This window comes from Amycolatopsis sp. cmx-11-32 (assembly GCF_047608695.1).
GTDB lineage: Bacteria > Actinomycetota > Actinomycetes > Mycobacteriales > Pseudonocardiaceae > Amycolatopsis.
Genome location: NZ_JADNQN010000005.1, coordinates 619,259 through 632,918, shown reverse-complemented (window position 1 = coordinate 632,918; position 13,660 = coordinate 619,259). Strand labels below are relative to the sequence as shown.

Here is a 13,660-nt window from a genome sequence, read left to right as displayed (position 1 = left end):
GCTCGATCGTGTGCCGGAGGGGGCATGTCCCTGAACCTCTGTTGATCAAGCTCCGCAACCGGTGTGCCCCCGGCGACGATGTAGACCTTGGGACACTCAACGTCTCAATTCTTGCATCGTCAGCCTCACGGGGCGGCGAATAACCACCTGACCAGCAGCCCCGCGACTTTGCCGAGAGCCTGACTCTCAAGGCAGGGAAGGAGGCCTTCACGGCCTCAAGGTTCTCGGCACCCTGCCCCTGACTATGTGGATTTGGGGCGTTGGGTTGACCCGAAATCCACACAGTCCGGCCTGACAGTCCCCGTCACGACCGGTTCCAAAGGGGGTGTGTGGACAGAGGGACATCCACCTCCCGACGAGCTTCTTTCGACGCCCGAAGACGCGGAGCTGGTTTAGGCGATGACCTGGGGTCATCAGGCCACTACCGCGGTGTCTCCGGCCGGCCGTACGCGGGTACCCCGAGAACGAGCAAGGGACCTTTGCTCCCACCCCCGTGGAAAAGTGAGAGCAAAGGTCCCTTGATCCCCCCGTGGTCCGCGGCCTCACCTGGCCGCGCTGGTCACCACCGCGTCGCCGGTCCCGGTCCGGGCCCGCACCTTCAGCGAGACCTCCGACGGCGCACTCTCCGCGACATCCAGCTCGCTCGACACCGAACCGGTCGTCGACGAAAGGTCGATCTCGGCGGCGACACCGCCGCGGATCCCGACCCGGACCTCGCCCGATCCGGTGGTCAGCTCCAGCGATCCGGAGGCGGCGTCGGCCACCGAGAGGTCGCCGCTGCCGGTGCGTGCCAGAACCTCGCCCGCGACCTCGCCGAGCCAGACGTTGCCGGTGCCGGTCGCGACCGTGGCCGAACCGTTCACCGAGGACGCCTCGACGTGACCGCTGCCGGTGCGCAGCTGCAGGCCGGACAGTGTCGGTCCGAGCTTGATGTCGCCGGTGCCGGTGCGGACGATCGCCGAACCGTCTGTCCGCTCCAGGCCGACGTCGCCGGAGCCGGTGAGGATGTCTGCCCGGCCCGCGGAACCGGTCACCGTGACGGCGGCCGCTCCGGCCCGCACCTCCAGGTGTGAACCGGCGGGTGCCCGGACGGTCACGGTGAGCGGGACGTTCTTCAGCTGCCAGGCCTTCGGTGCGTGGACGACCAGCCGGTTGCCGACCTTCTCGATCCGCGTCTGCGCCACGGCGTCGCCCGCCGACGCCCCCTGCGGGCCGCCGAGCTGGTCGCCGAAGCGTTCCCCGACCCAGCTGAGCAGGCTCGTCATCCCGTCGACCCAGGGCTGCTGCTCGCCGCCGTCGCGGCGGACCTCGGCGTGGATACCGCTCTCGCCGGTCAGTTCGATGGTCACCCGGCCGATGGCCACGCTCACGTCGATCTCGATCGGGCCGTCGGCCTCGAAGTCTTCGACGCGCACGGCCTCTTCACCGGCGTGATTGCTTTCCTCGGTCATTTCCGTCCCCTCAGCCCTGGACCCAGCCGTGCAGGTGCGAACCGGCACCGCCGCCCGGCTTCTGCTTGTACTGCCAGTGCTCGCTCCCGCTCTTGCCCAGCGCCCCCTGGACGGCCTGCGAGACGAACGTGTTCAGCGAAACGCCCTGAGAGGCGGCCGCGGCTTCGGCCTGGCCCTTGACCTGCTCGAACAGGCGTAGCGTGATTCGTGTGATGTCACCCGTGTCCATCTTGGGGACGCGCGGAGCCTCTCGCGGCGTCTCGTGGCGGGGTGCGGCCTGCTCGGTGCTCTCGCCGGAGCCGGTGACGACGACGCGCACGTCGCGGCCGTCGAGCCGGACGTCGACGACGTGCCCCGGCAGCGCCGAGGTCACTTCGGCGGCCAGGTCCGCGAGGGCGTTCATGATGGTCAGTCGGGCGGCGGGCTCCAGTGCCGACGACAACAGCGCGGCAGCGCGCCGCGTCTGCTCGTCGCCGGCCGAAGCCGTGTTCGCGAGGTCCTCGCGAAGGCTTGTGATGTACGGCGTCAGATCCATGACACCAATATGACGTCACTTGTGATGTCAGTCAAGGAGGCGATGACGTCACCGTGATGTCGCCGGGGTGTCAGAGACGGCTGCGGTTACGCTGCCTGGAGTCGTGGAGCAGGGGTCGAAAGGGAGTGCGAACGTGGCCGAGACCGTGTCACCCAAGGTTCAACTGATCGCGAAGACGGAGTTTTTCCCGCCGTCGGACGTACCGTGGTCGACCGATACCGACGGTGGTGAGGCGCTGGCCGAATTCGCCGGTCGGGCCTGCTACCAGTCCTGGAAGAAGCCGAACCCGAAGACAGCCACCAACGCCGGCTACCTCGAGCACATCATCGACGTGGGCCACCTGTCGGTGCTGGAGCACGGGTCCGTCAGCTTCTACATCACCGGAATCTCCCGGTCGCTGACGCACGAGCTGATCCGCCACCGTCACTTCTCCTACTCGCAGCTTTCGCAGCGCTATGTCCCGGAGCGCGACGCCGCGTTCGTCGAGCCCGACGTCATCGCGCAGGACCCGGAGCTGCACGCGAAGTTCCTCGCCGCCTCGCAGGCCGCCGTCGACGCCTACACCGAGCTGCTCGCCGGGCTCGAGGAGAAGTTCGCCGACGTGCCGAGCGCGACCCTGCGCCGCAAGCAGGCCCGCCAGGCCGCCCGCGCCGTGCTGCCGAACGCCACCGAGACCCGCATCGTGGTCACCGGCAACTACCGCGCCTGGCGCCACTTCATCGCGATGCGCGCCACCGAGCACGCCGACGTCGAGATCCGCGCACTGGCCATCGACTGCCTGCGCGAGCTGCAGAAGGCGTCGGGCAACGTGTTCGCGGACTTCACCATCTCCGCGCTGCCCGACGGCACCGAGGTCGCGTCCAGCCCGAAGGTTCTCGAGGGCTGATGCGACGTCTCGCGATCGACGTCCGGCCCGGCGAGTACGCGGTCGCCCGCCTCGCCCCGGACGCGCCGATTCCGGCGAACCTGCTCGACCCCGGCGAGCCCGCGCTGATCTCCATCACGCGGACGCCGGAGGAGCTTTCGGTGATCTGCCCGGCCGGTCTCGCGCCCGCCGGGGCCACCGTCGAGGACGACTGGCGGCTGCTGTCGGTCCGCGGGCCGCTGGCCTTCACGCTGACCGGCATCATCGCGGCGCTGTCGAGCGAGCTGGCCGCAGCCGGGGTGGCGCTGTTCTCGATGTCCACTTTCGACACCGACCACGTGCTGGTCCGGGCTCCCGAGCTGGAGCGCGCGGTGAAGGCGCTCCGGGAGTCCGGGCACGAGGTCACGGTCTGATTCAAAGACAGTAGGAAGAAGGAACCTTTCGGGGCGCGAACGGGTCCGAGCTAGCATCCTGCGCGAACCGAAGGAGCATCGAACCTTGACCGACGAAAAGACCCGTCCGTACGGGCCGCCGCCCCAGCAGACGTACCAGGCCACCGGCGCGCGGATCGTCGCCGGCCGTTACGCCCTGCTGGGCGAGCTCGGCCGCGGCGGGATGGGAATCGTCTGGCGCGCCCAGGACCAGGTGATCGGCCGTCAGGTGGCGATCAAGGAGCTGAAGTTCCCGGACGCCCCCGAGGACGCCTCGGTGCTGTCGGAGCGGATGCTGCGTGAGGTCCGCGCCGCCGGGCGGCTCAACGACCCGGCCGTGGTCACCGTGTACGACGTCGTCACCGAGGGCGGCGCCACGTACATCGTGATGGAGCTGGTCGAGGCGCCGACGCTGGCCGATCTCGTGCGTGAGCGCGGGCCGATGCCGGCGCAGCAGGTCGCCGTGGTGGGGGAGCGGGTGCTGTCCGCGCTTCGAGCGGCGCACGCCGCCGGGATCGTGCACCGCGACGTCAAGCCCGCGAACATCATGGTCGCGCCGGACGGCAGGGTGAAGCTGACCGACTTCGGCATCGCGCACGCGACCGACGACCCGCGCCTGACCACCAGCGGCATGATCGTCGGCTCGCCCGCGTTCATGGCGCCGGAACGGGTCGAAGGTCGCGACGCGATGCCCGAATCCGACCTGTGGTCACTGGGCACGACGCTGTTCTTCGCCGCCGAGGGCATCGTCGCGTTCGAACGGTCCACCACCGCGGCCACGCTGCACGCGATCATGACCGAGGCGCCGTATCTGACGCGGGTCCAGGGCCCGCTGGCCGCCGCGATCCTCGGCCTGCTGGTCACCAAGCCCGAAGCGCGGATGTCGTCCGACCAGGTGCGCAGCCTGCTTTCGGCCGCGCAGGGCGTGCAGGCCCAGCCGACCCCGCCCTCGGGCGGGACGGCGATGCTGCACCCCGGCCAGCCGATGAGCCGGCCCGCGCCCGCGCCCGCGCCCGCCAAACGCAACCTGCGTCCACTCCTGCTCAGCCTGGCCGCGGTCGCCGTGATCGGTGCCCTGGTCGGCGGGATCTTCCTCGGCCGCTGGATGGCCACGCCGGCAGGGAACAACCAGGCGCAGCCCACGTTGACCTACGGCATCAACGGCCAGGTCGAACTCGGTTCCCCCGGCGACTGCTACAACGTGCCGCTCAAAGAGGGCATCAACCTGAACGACGGGGTCAGCTGCGAGAAGGACCACCTGGTGGAGGTCTTCGGCAAGCGCGGCGTGCTCGACGTCGAGTCCTACAGCGACCAGGACGCCCAGGTCGCGGCGTATCCCGGCGCGGAGACGGTGAACCGGATCGCCGAGGCACTGTGCTCGGCGACGTTCAACTCGAACGCTGTCCCGGCGGAGCAGCGGACGTCCTTGATCTGGCGGCCGGTCGTCCCGACGGAAGCCGAGTGGAACCGGCCGCCCAACGAGGAGGACCGGAGCTACTCAAGGGGTTTCCTCTGCCTGCTCGCCAAGGCCGACGGCAGCCAGATCCCGAAGCAGATCACGACCAAGGTCAAATAGGTCACAGAGAGTTTGCGCCGAGTTCGCCTTCGCCACGGAAAATCTCCCGTAATTCCGGGAACGACCACGTCGGCAAGGGGTTCGACGGCCTCAGGAGGTACCTTCACATCATGTCCACTCCACCTACCGCAACGCCGGGAAGACCGTTCGGGCGTGTGCTCACCGCGATGGCCACCCCCTTCGACGCCGACGGCGCGCTGGACCTGAAGCGGGCGCAGGAGCTGGCCGAACACCTCGTGGACCTGGGCAACGACGGTCTGGTCGTCAACGGCACGACCGGGGAGAGCCCCACCACGACCGACGCCGAAAAGGTCGAGCTGATCCGCGCGGTCGTCGAGGCCGTGGGTGACCGCGCGACCATCGTCGCGGGCGCCGGAACGAACAACACCGCGCACAGCATCGAGCAGGCGAAGCAGGCCGAAGCGGCAGGCGCCCACGGCATCCTCGTCGTCACGCCGTACTACTCCCGCCCCAGCCAGGCCGGGCTCTACGCGCACTTCACCACGGTCGCCGACTCGACCGGCCTGCCGGTGATGCTCTACGACATCCCGCCGCGGTCGATCGTCCCGATCGAGGTCGACACGCTGCTGCGGCTGTCGGAGCACCCGCGCATCCTCGCGGTCAAGGACGCCAAGGGCGATCTGATCGCCGGCTCCGAGGTCATCGCGAACTCGCCGCTCGCCTACTACTCCGGTGACGACGGCCTCAACCTGCCGTGGATCTCCGTCGGCGGCGCGGGCGTGGTGAGCGTGATCGGGCACGTCGCGGCGGGCCGTATCCGCGGCATGATGGACGCCTACGAATCCGGCGACACCTCGACCGCGCGCACCAACCACCGCGGCATGCTGCCCGTCCTGCGGGCGATGTCCCGCGTCGGCGGCGTCGCGTTCTCGAAGGCCGCCCTGCGGCTTCGCGGGCTAGACATCGGCGGCCCTCGGCTCCCGATCGTGGCCCCCACCGACGAGCAGCTCCAGGCGATTTCCGCCGATCTCGCCCAGGGTGGCGTGCCGCTCGGGGAAAGCGCCGCCGGTGACTGGCATGGTGCTCGGGTGGCACAAGCAGATTCAGCGGCGGCCTACACGGCGCCGACCTCACATACCAGCGTAGGGACCATGCCTCGGTGACTTCATTGCCAACCGGACCCGGACCGACCACTCCGCCGCCCGTGCTGCCCGAAGGCGCTTTGCGCGTCGTGGCGCTCGGCGGGATCGGCGAAGTCGGCCGCAACATGACCGTCTTCGAGTTCGGCGGCCGTCTGCTGATCGTCGACTGCGGTGTCCTCTTCCCCGAAGACGACCAGCCCGGCGTCGACCTGATCCTGCCCGACTTCCGCGCGATCGAAGACCGCCTGGAGGACATCGACGGCCTCGTCCTCACCCACGGGCACGAGGACCACATCGGCGCCGTCCCGTTCCTGCTGCGGCTCTTCCCCGACCTGAAGATCTACGGTTCGCGGTTCACGAACGCGCTGCTCGCGGCCAAGGCCAAGGAGCACCGCCAGCGGCCGAACCTGATCGAGGTCCGCGAGGGGGAGCGCCGCACGGTCGGCGCCTTCGACCTCGAGTTCTTCGCGGTCAACCACTCGATCCCGGACGCGCTCGCGGTGGCCATCCGCACCCCCGCGGGTGTCGTGCTGCACACCGGTGACATCAAGCTCGACCAGCTCCCGCTCGACGGCAGGCTGACCGACCTCGCCGGGTTCTCCCGGCTCGGCGACGAGGGCGTGGACCTGTTCTGCGTCGACTCGACCAACGCCGAGGTACCCGGGTTCGTCATGCCGGAACGCGACATCGGCCCGGTGCTCGACGATGTCATCCGCCGCGTCGACCAGCGTGTCATCGTCGCCTGCTTCGCGAGCCACGTGCACCGCGTCCAGCAGGTGCTCGACGCCGCCACGCGGCACGGCCGCCGGGTCGCCTTCGTCGGCCGGTCGATGGTCCGGAACATGGGCATCGCCGCCGACCTCGGCCTGCTGAACGTGCCTGACGGCCTGCTGGTCAACCTGGACCAGGCCAGCGACCTGCCCGAGAGCAAGGTGCTGTTCGTGTCGACCGGTTCGCAGGGCGAGCCGCTGTCGGCGCTGTCGCGGATGGCGCGCGGCGAGCACCGGCAGATCTCGATCCGCGCCGGCGACACCGTCGTGCTGGCCAGCTCGATGATCCCGGGCAACGAAACCGCGGTCTTCGGCGTCGTCAACGGCCTCACCCGGCTCGGCGCGAACGTCGTCCACCAGGGCAACGCCAAGGTGCACGTGTCCGGGCACGCGTCGGCCGGCGAGCTGCTGTACCTGTACAACGCGGTGCGCCCCAGCAACGTCATGCCGGTGCACGGCGAGTGGAAGCACCTGCGCGCCAACGGTGAACTGGCCGTGCGCACCGGCGTCGCGCCGGAGAACGTGGTCATCGCCGAGGACGGTGTCGTGGTCGACCTCGTCGACGGCAAGGCCACGCGGACCGGCCGGGTCGAGGTCGGGCACGTGTACGTCGACGGCCTCTCGGTCGGCGACGTCGGCGAGTCGACCTTGTCCGACAGGCTCGTGCTCGGCGAAGGCGGGTTCATCGCCATCACGGTCGCCGTGGACACCAGCACCGGCCGCGCGGTGACCCGTCCGACCGTGTCCGGGCGCGGGTTCTCCGACGATCCGAAGGCACTCGACGCCGTGCTCCCGTTGGTGGAGATGGAACTCGCCAGGTCCGAGGCCGAGGGCATCACCGACACGCACCGCATCGCACAGGCCGTGCGCCGCGTCGTCGGTCGCTGGGTCGCCGACACCTACCGGCGCCGTCCGATGATCGTTCCGACGGTCATCCCGGTCTAGCTTCGCGCGGCCTTGCCCACCTGAAGTACAAGAAGGCCCTCTTTTTTGCGCTAGGCGCAAGGAAGAGGGCCTTCATGTACTGGGCCGAGGGGCGGGAGCCTCCATACGTCGTCGCATACCACTCACGAGACCCAAGCACCTACGAAAGAGTCTCCGCGACCGGCGTCGGGTCATCGTTGATGAAGGATCTGGGACACTCAGCGTCCAAATCCTTGATCAACGGGGGTACCTGCGCACTTCCCAACTCCGTCGAGAGAAGGGGACTTCACGCGCGTAATCACCGCATGATGGTGGGGGTACACGTAACAGGCTCGCGCCGATGACGCCGCCGAGCGCGATCATCCGGACGTGGCGTTGCCGCAGGTCCGGGCGCAGGCCCGCCCGGTCGGTGGTCCGATCCGGGGTGGTTTCTGCGCCCATTCGCGGTTACCTCCTGTCGCCAAGGCGGTGAATCGCGGGATTGTCACACCGCGAGGGCCGGAGGAAAAGTGTTTGCGCAACCCCCGGTGAACAGGCCGATGCGGACTCTGCGAACCTAGGCACCTCCACCGCGCGTTCCGAGGAGCAGTTCGATGCCGCACGCCGTCCTCCGGTTACTGCCCGCCGTCTCCCTGGCCGCCGTGCTGGCCGGTTGCTCGGACGAGGCGCCCCAAGCGCAGACGGCGCCTCCCGGGTCGTCACCGCTGGTTCAGCAGGCCGCCGTTCCGTTCAACGACGCCGATGTCGCGTTCGCGCGGCAGGCACTCGCGCACCACCAGCAGGGCGTGGATCTGGCTTCCCTGGCGGAAACCCGCGCCGACAACGTACAGCTGAAGACGCTCGCCAAGCGGGTCATCGACACGCACGAACCGGAGATCGCGCGGCTCTCCGCGCTCATCGAGTCCTGGGGCCAGCCCGCGCCGGACGATCCGAACCTCGAACACATCCAGCGCGACGGGTACATCGGTCCCGGCGACATGGCGGAACTGGCCGGACTGTCCGGAAAGGACTTCGACCGCAAGTTCGTCTCGCGGCTGCAGAAGCAGCGCGAGGCGGGCGTCCGCATCGCCGACGCCGAAACCCAGCACGGCCGCAACCCCGACGCCCGCGACCTCGCCGCGACGACGTCGCGTTCGCAGCAGCAGGAGATCAGTGACCTACGGGGCTTCCAGCAGGGTTGAGTCCGTCTGGACGACGTTCGAATTCAGCTGGACGATGTACGCGCCGGTCAGCAGCACCACCGCGCCCGCGGCTTGAATCCAGCTGAGCGCCTCACCGAGCAGTGACCAGGCCGCGGCGGCGGCGACCAGCGGCTCCACCAGCCCCACGACGCTCGCCACCGGCGCCGGAAGGTGGCGCAGCGCCGCCATGCCCGTCGCGTAGGCGAGAACGGTCGCGATCAGCACCAGCGCGATCAGCAGCGACCACACCGGCGGCCGCCACGGCCCGAACGTCGCCGGGACGCCGAGGACATCCCACGGAATCGTCCACGGTGGCGCGACCGCGCACACGAGGACCGCGCCGATCGTCATCCCCCAGGTCACCATGCCGAGCGGATCCCGGTTCGCGACGCCACGCTCCCCGAGCAGGAAGTATCCCGCGGAACAGAACGCCGCGCCGAGCCCGGCGAGCAACCCGAGGACGTCCAGGGTGAGGCCTTCCCAGACCTGCGCGACCAGCACGAGCCCGGTCATCGCCAGCGCGATCCCCGCCCACATCGCCCTCGGCAACCGCACCCGCCGCACGAACCGCACCCACAGCGCGATCAGCACCGGCGAGGTGAACTCGAGCAGGATCGCGATCCCGACCGGGATCCGGCCCGCCGCGACGAAGTACATGAGCTGGACGCCCGCCACGCCGAGCGAGCCGTACGCCAGCAGCAGCGGCCACTCGCGCTTCGTCACTTTGAGCAGTCTCGGCCGGAACGCGGCGACCAGCGCGAGCAGCACGATCGCCGACAGTCCGATGCGGATCGCCGCGACCTGCTCCGGCGACATCCCGGCCTGCATCGCCGGTTTGCCCAGCACGCCCGACGTCCCGAAGAAGAGCGCGGCGAGCAGGATGAGCGTGATGCCCCGGCCGCGGTGCGCGACGTGCTGGGAGGGGGTGGCGAGTTCGGCGGTCACGGCCGGAGGGTAGAGGCCGGGTGAGGCTCGCAGGGCAAGGGGTGTGTGGAAATAGGGACGGTGAGTGTCCCTATTTCCACACACCCCCTCCGGAACCGGTCGTGACAGGGACGGTCCCGCCGGACTGTGTGGATTTCGGGGCATCTCCCGTCCCAAATCCACACGGTCACTGGACTCAGAAGGAGGTGCCGCCGTCGGTCCAGTCGGTCCGGTCGAAGTCGTCGTCATCGACGGGAGCGCGGCGAGGCCTGCGGACCGGAGCGGGTTCCGGTTCCGATGGGGCGGCGACAGGCGCTTCGAGGGCCTGGGGTTCGGGGGTGCCGTTCGGCCAGACGCAGGGTGAGGTCGCGCCGACATAGAACTTGCCGAGATCGTTCGCCTTGAGCGACATGTCGAAGGCATCGCCGGAGTTGCGCGCGAAAACATATTGATCTGTCGGCCGGGAGTCGGTCAGAACTCGGAACGAGTGCGACTCCCACCACTGAATGATCTTGGTGAAGTATCCGGGAAACTGAGCGGAATCCAGGCCGACGATCTCGTAGGTCGCGGAGATCTCGAAGCGGCCTTGGGGGCCGTTGTCGGTGGGGTCAGTGCACTCAGAACGGTTTCGAGTGAATACCTTCAGCTCGGCAGGGGCGGGCAAGGCCGAGAGCGCCCCCTGGATGTACTGCTCGACCTTGTCGCGGGCCTGCTGTTCGGTGATCGTCGATTTCATGTCCTCCCCACCTTCAGGGGTACAGGCCGCCGAGAGCAGCAGCGAAGCAAGGATGAACGGGAGTGTCCGATGAATCATGTCGTCGGTTTTCCGGCGATGATCTGGCCGAGATTGTTCAACGAGGGGTTGTTGTCTTCCCAGTATTCACTGTGCGCTTCCTGGCTGTACCCGCCGAACCCGTCCGTCCCCGGCGCCGAGGTGAACACCTGCCCGCCGAAGTCCGCGTCGGTCGGGTCCTGACCGAGCACCAGGTCGTACCCGGCGACCTCGAGGTTCGCCAGATTGATCATGTCGTGTTCCGCCACTGTCGCGTGCACATGCTCGCCGACGTCGCCCTGATCCACCCCATCGAGATGCAGTTCGCTCACATCGTGCGCGCCGACTCCCGGGCTCGCCACGAAGACGAGTTCGTCCGCGGCGAGGCCGCCGTCGCGGGCGGCGTGACCGACGACCGTCGTGCCGTAGCTGTGGCCCATCACCGTGTTGTGCGACGGCGTCCCTTGATGCGTTTCCCGCAGCCCTTCCTGGAATTGGGTGAGTGCGGCTCTACCTCCATCGGCGTACTTTTCGCTCGCGGCGTCGGTGAGCCCGTTCGGAGCGTCGTAGCCGAGCCAGGTGATCACCGCGGTCGACGGGGAGCCCGCGGTAGTCGCCACGGCCCACATCTTGTCGGAGCGGTTCAGGTCGCCGCCGATCTTCGCCAGTTCCGACCCGGTCCCCGGCACGTACGTCGCCACGTTCATCGCCGTGTCCGGGTTCCCCGCGGACACGATCGCCTTCCCGTCGCCGCTGGTGTCCAGCCCCAGCAGGAACGCCCGCGGTTCCGGCTGGTCCAGCCGCCGCGCGATGGCTTCCAGGCCTTTCACCTTCGGATCACCTCGCAGCCGCGCGATTTCACTGGCGAGGACGGCGCGGTTGGCGGCGTCGCGGTCGGTGGCCGGGATGCCGTCGAGATTCCCGATGAGCCCGGGATTTCCTCGCAGCAGGGCGACTTTCGCCGTATCCGACAGGCTGTCCCACCACGCCTTGTTGTCACCGGGGGAGCCGTTCTCCGGCGGCCGGATGATCGACAGGCCGCTTTGCGCGGCGCCGGCGTCCGCGGCTTGAGCGAGGGTGCCGGCACCCTGTTCGGTGATCTCGCCGCGAAGGGCCCGTTGCATGATGGCGGCGAAATCGGCGTCGACGTCGGTGGCGCGGCGCAGGATCTGCTCGACCCGGTCGGCCAGTTCCGCCATCACGCGAGGCTCTGAAGGCCCACCGGAAGAAGTGATCTCCCCGCCGGAGCCGACGATCAGGCCGTTCCGGGAAGCGAGTTCGTCGGTCTCCCGCACGAACGCGACGACCCGGTCCAGCGCGATCTGCACCTCGTGCGCGCCCCGCCGGACCGCGGACGCTTCGGCCACCAGTTGCTCCAAGCTGGAGGTGAGCGACTCGCCTCGCGTCGACGCGGCGGTGGCGGCCTCGCCGAGCCAGCCGGGGAGACGCGCCATGGACTCGACGTCGTCGTTCACGGCGATGATCCGGGTGCAGCCGTCGTTGAGCGCGTCGGCGACGGCGCCGATCGCGGCCGGATCCCATCGGCGCACGTCGCCCCAGGTGAGCATCAGACGTGGAGTTCCCGGGACGCCGCCAGCTCGTTCGAGCGGTAGCGGGCGGCGGCTTCGCCGAGTTGTGCGGCGTACTCCGAGGTGTTCGCCGCCCAGCCGGGCACCGCGCGGCTCCAGGCGTCCGCGAGCAGTCGCGCCGCTTCACCGGACACGCCGCCCGGCAGTCCTGCCGCCACACCGGCGAGCGTGGCCGCGAGATGCACCTGCCCGACGTCGCCTGAAGCCCGTTCCGCCGCGCTTGACGCGGCACCGATCGCTTCCAGGACCACCTCGTACCCGCCGGTCATCGCGCTTCCTCCCCGTAGCGTGACCCTGTGTGACCACCCTACGACGCGGGGGACGGGCGAGCGGTTCCCTTCACCCGTTCTTGAAAAGGCCGTCGCCCCTGCAGCCGCCGTACGGATTGCCCGATTCGAGCCCGCCTTGCGCGGTGGACGCGGTGGTGAACGACGTCGCGACCTTGTTCGCCAACTCTCCCTTGGCTCACAAACCGCCGGTGCTGTCCAAAAAGGACTTGAACTGGGCGGCGGGGCCGCCGAACCGGATCGTGCTCCCGGCCACGAAACCGTCGTCCACTGCAGGTCTTCCAGCGTCGCCAGGTCGTGGTGCGGACCCGCGTCGGGTGCTCACGTCCGCCGACCTGAGACGAGCGCGAGCACCCGTCTCAGGATCCCGAACTCAGTACTTCTTCCAGGGGCTGACGGTGTCGGTCGGCCGCGTCGGGTCGTGGAACCGCGGCCTGTCCAGCTCGCCGCGGCGCAGCGGCACCAAGCCGTCGGTGATCGCCTGCATGATCTTGGCGTGCGCGCGGACACCGGCGCCCGGCCGCTCCGGCTCGACCTCCGACAGGTTTACCGGGTCGCCGAAATGCACCTGGAAGCGGGGACGGCGCATCGGCGCGCTCAGCCCGGACTTGGCGAGCGGCAACAGGTCGGCGGGACCGTTGACGGTCTCGGTCCCCCAGTAGACGGCTTCGTGCGCGCCCCACTGACTGATCGGGATCACCGGCACCCCGGCCGCCAGCGCGAGCCGCGCGGCACCGGTCTTGCCACGTTCGGGCCACAGGCCGGGATCGTGACTGATCCGGCCTTCGGGGTAGACGATGAGCGGGTCACGGGTGGTGCGCAGGGCCTCGGCCGCCTCGGCGAACTGGCCGATGGCCGTCGAAGCCTGCTTGCGGTCGACCCGCAGGTGGCCGCTGGCCCGCAGCGCCGGGCCGATGACCGGTGCGTCGAGGATGCCGCCCGCCAGCATGAACCGCGGGTTGATGCCGATCCGTTTGCAGGCAGCCATCAGCACGAGCGCGTCGAACACGCCGATGTGGTTGGCTGTCATGAGCAAGGGCTTCCGGCGCAGTTCGGCAGGGACACCGCCGGTGACGGTGAGTTTGCCGACGAAGTTGACCAGCCCCCGGTCGATGTTCAGCATCGTGCGCCAGATCGCCGGAGCGCGGTGAGCCGAATTCTCATCCTGATGCAGCGCGAACATGGGGCAGAGCATGTCATGAGCCGCGTTTCACCCGGATGGCCGCTCGAGCTGTGACCTGAGACGAATGTT

Annotated in this window: 13 protein-coding genes and 1 pseudogene; 6 read left to right on the top strand and 8 right to left on the bottom strand. The window is 69.2% G+C overall.

The annotated features are described in order from the left end of the window. Positions 1–542: 542 nt before the first annotated feature. Together ACM6LR_RS19205 and ACM6LR_RS19200 are read right to left on the bottom strand one after the other, a co-directional pair. A complete protein-coding gene (locus ACM6LR_RS19205) occupies positions 543–1,451 on the bottom strand; it encodes a DUF4097 family beta strand repeat-containing protein (RefSeq protein WP_414937216.1) in 909 nt (302 codons plus the stop codon). A gap of 10 nt (positions 1,452–1,461) precedes the next feature. Beyond that, a complete protein-coding gene (locus ACM6LR_RS19200) occupies positions 1,462–1,986 on the bottom strand; it encodes a toxin-antitoxin system HicB family antitoxin (protein WP_414944219.1) in 525 nt (174 codons plus the stop codon). A gap of 133 nt (positions 1,987–2,119) precedes the next feature. Here ACM6LR_RS19200 and thyX point away from each other — a divergent pair, with 133 nt between their 5' ends. From thyX to ACM6LR_RS19170, 6 genes are all read left to right on the top strand, one after another. Beyond that, the gene (thyX, locus tag ACM6LR_RS19195; RefSeq protein WP_414944218.1) at positions 2,120–2,872 is read left to right on the top strand and encodes an FAD-dependent thymidylate synthase; all 753 of its coding nucleotides are present in this window, start codon (positions 2,120–2,122) and stop codon (positions 2,870–2,872) included. Continuing rightward, positions 2,872–3,264: an ACT domain-containing protein gene (locus tag ACM6LR_RS19190; RefSeq protein WP_414944217.1), complete on the top strand. Its 393-nt coding sequence runs from the start codon at positions 2,872–2,874 to the stop codon at positions 3,262–3,264. The genes thyX and ACM6LR_RS19190 overlap by 1 nt, the downstream gene beginning before the upstream one ends. An 85-nt stretch (positions 3,265–3,349) precedes the next feature. Beyond that, positions 3,350–4,858, top strand: a complete 1,509-nt coding sequence (locus ACM6LR_RS19185; RefSeq protein WP_414944216.1) for a protein kinase domain-containing protein — start codon at positions 3,350–3,352, stop codon at positions 4,856–4,858. Between the two features lie 110 nt (positions 4,859–4,968). Then, entirely contained in the window at positions 4,969–5,982 is a 1,014-nt protein-coding gene (gene dapA, locus ACM6LR_RS19180; protein ID WP_414937221.1) for a 4-hydroxy-tetrahydrodipicolinate synthase, read from the top strand. Further along, positions 5,979–7,676, top strand: coding sequence for a ribonuclease J (locus ACM6LR_RS19175; RefSeq protein ID WP_414937222.1), 1,698 nt, complete (start codon positions 5,979–5,981; stop codon positions 7,674–7,676). Before dapA ends, ACM6LR_RS19175 begins: the two co-directional genes overlap by 4 nt. A 572-nt stretch (positions 7,677–8,248) precedes the next feature. Continuing rightward, a complete protein-coding gene (locus ACM6LR_RS19170; RefSeq protein ID WP_414937223.1) occupies positions 8,249–8,836 on the top strand; it encodes a DUF305 domain-containing protein in 588 nt (195 codons plus the stop codon). On the opposite strand, the gene ACM6LR_RS19165 is transcribed toward ACM6LR_RS19170, so the two are convergent. The 6 genes and pseudogenes from ACM6LR_RS19165 to ACM6LR_RS19140 form a co-directional block, all read right to left on the bottom strand. Further along, positions 8,813–9,781 (bottom strand): EamA family transporter, encoded by a 969-nt coding sequence (locus tag ACM6LR_RS19165; protein WP_414944215.1) that lies wholly within the window; start codon positions 9,779–9,781, stop codon positions 8,813–8,815. The genes ACM6LR_RS19170 and ACM6LR_RS19165 overlap by 24 nt on opposite strands. A 175-nt stretch (positions 9,782–9,956) precedes the next feature. Then, entirely contained in the window at positions 9,957–10,496 is a 540-nt protein-coding gene (locus ACM6LR_RS19160; RefSeq protein ID WP_414937224.1) for a hypothetical protein, read from the bottom strand. A 74-nt stretch (positions 10,497–10,570) separates the two neighbouring features. Continuing rightward, positions 10,571–12,100 (bottom strand): alpha/beta hydrolase, encoded by a 1,530-nt coding sequence (locus ACM6LR_RS19155; RefSeq protein WP_414944214.1) that lies wholly within the window; start codon positions 12,098–12,100, stop codon positions 10,571–10,573. Next, positions 12,100–12,390: a hypothetical protein gene (locus tag ACM6LR_RS19150; RefSeq protein ID WP_414937226.1), complete on the bottom strand. Its 291-nt coding sequence runs from the start codon at positions 12,388–12,390 to the stop codon at positions 12,100–12,102. Before ACM6LR_RS19150 ends, ACM6LR_RS19155 begins: the two co-directional genes overlap by 1 nt. A 103-nt stretch (positions 12,391–12,493) precedes the next feature. Continuing rightward, a pseudogene (locus tag ACM6LR_RS19145) lies at positions 12,494–12,723 on the bottom strand (flavodoxin family protein); the annotation flags it as partial. 58 nt (positions 12,724–12,781) lie between these two features. Further along, entirely contained in the window at positions 12,782–13,591 is an 810-nt protein-coding gene (locus ACM6LR_RS19140) for a lysophospholipid acyltransferase family protein (RefSeq protein WP_414944213.1), read from the bottom strand. Positions 13,592–13,660: the final 69 nt, after the last annotated feature.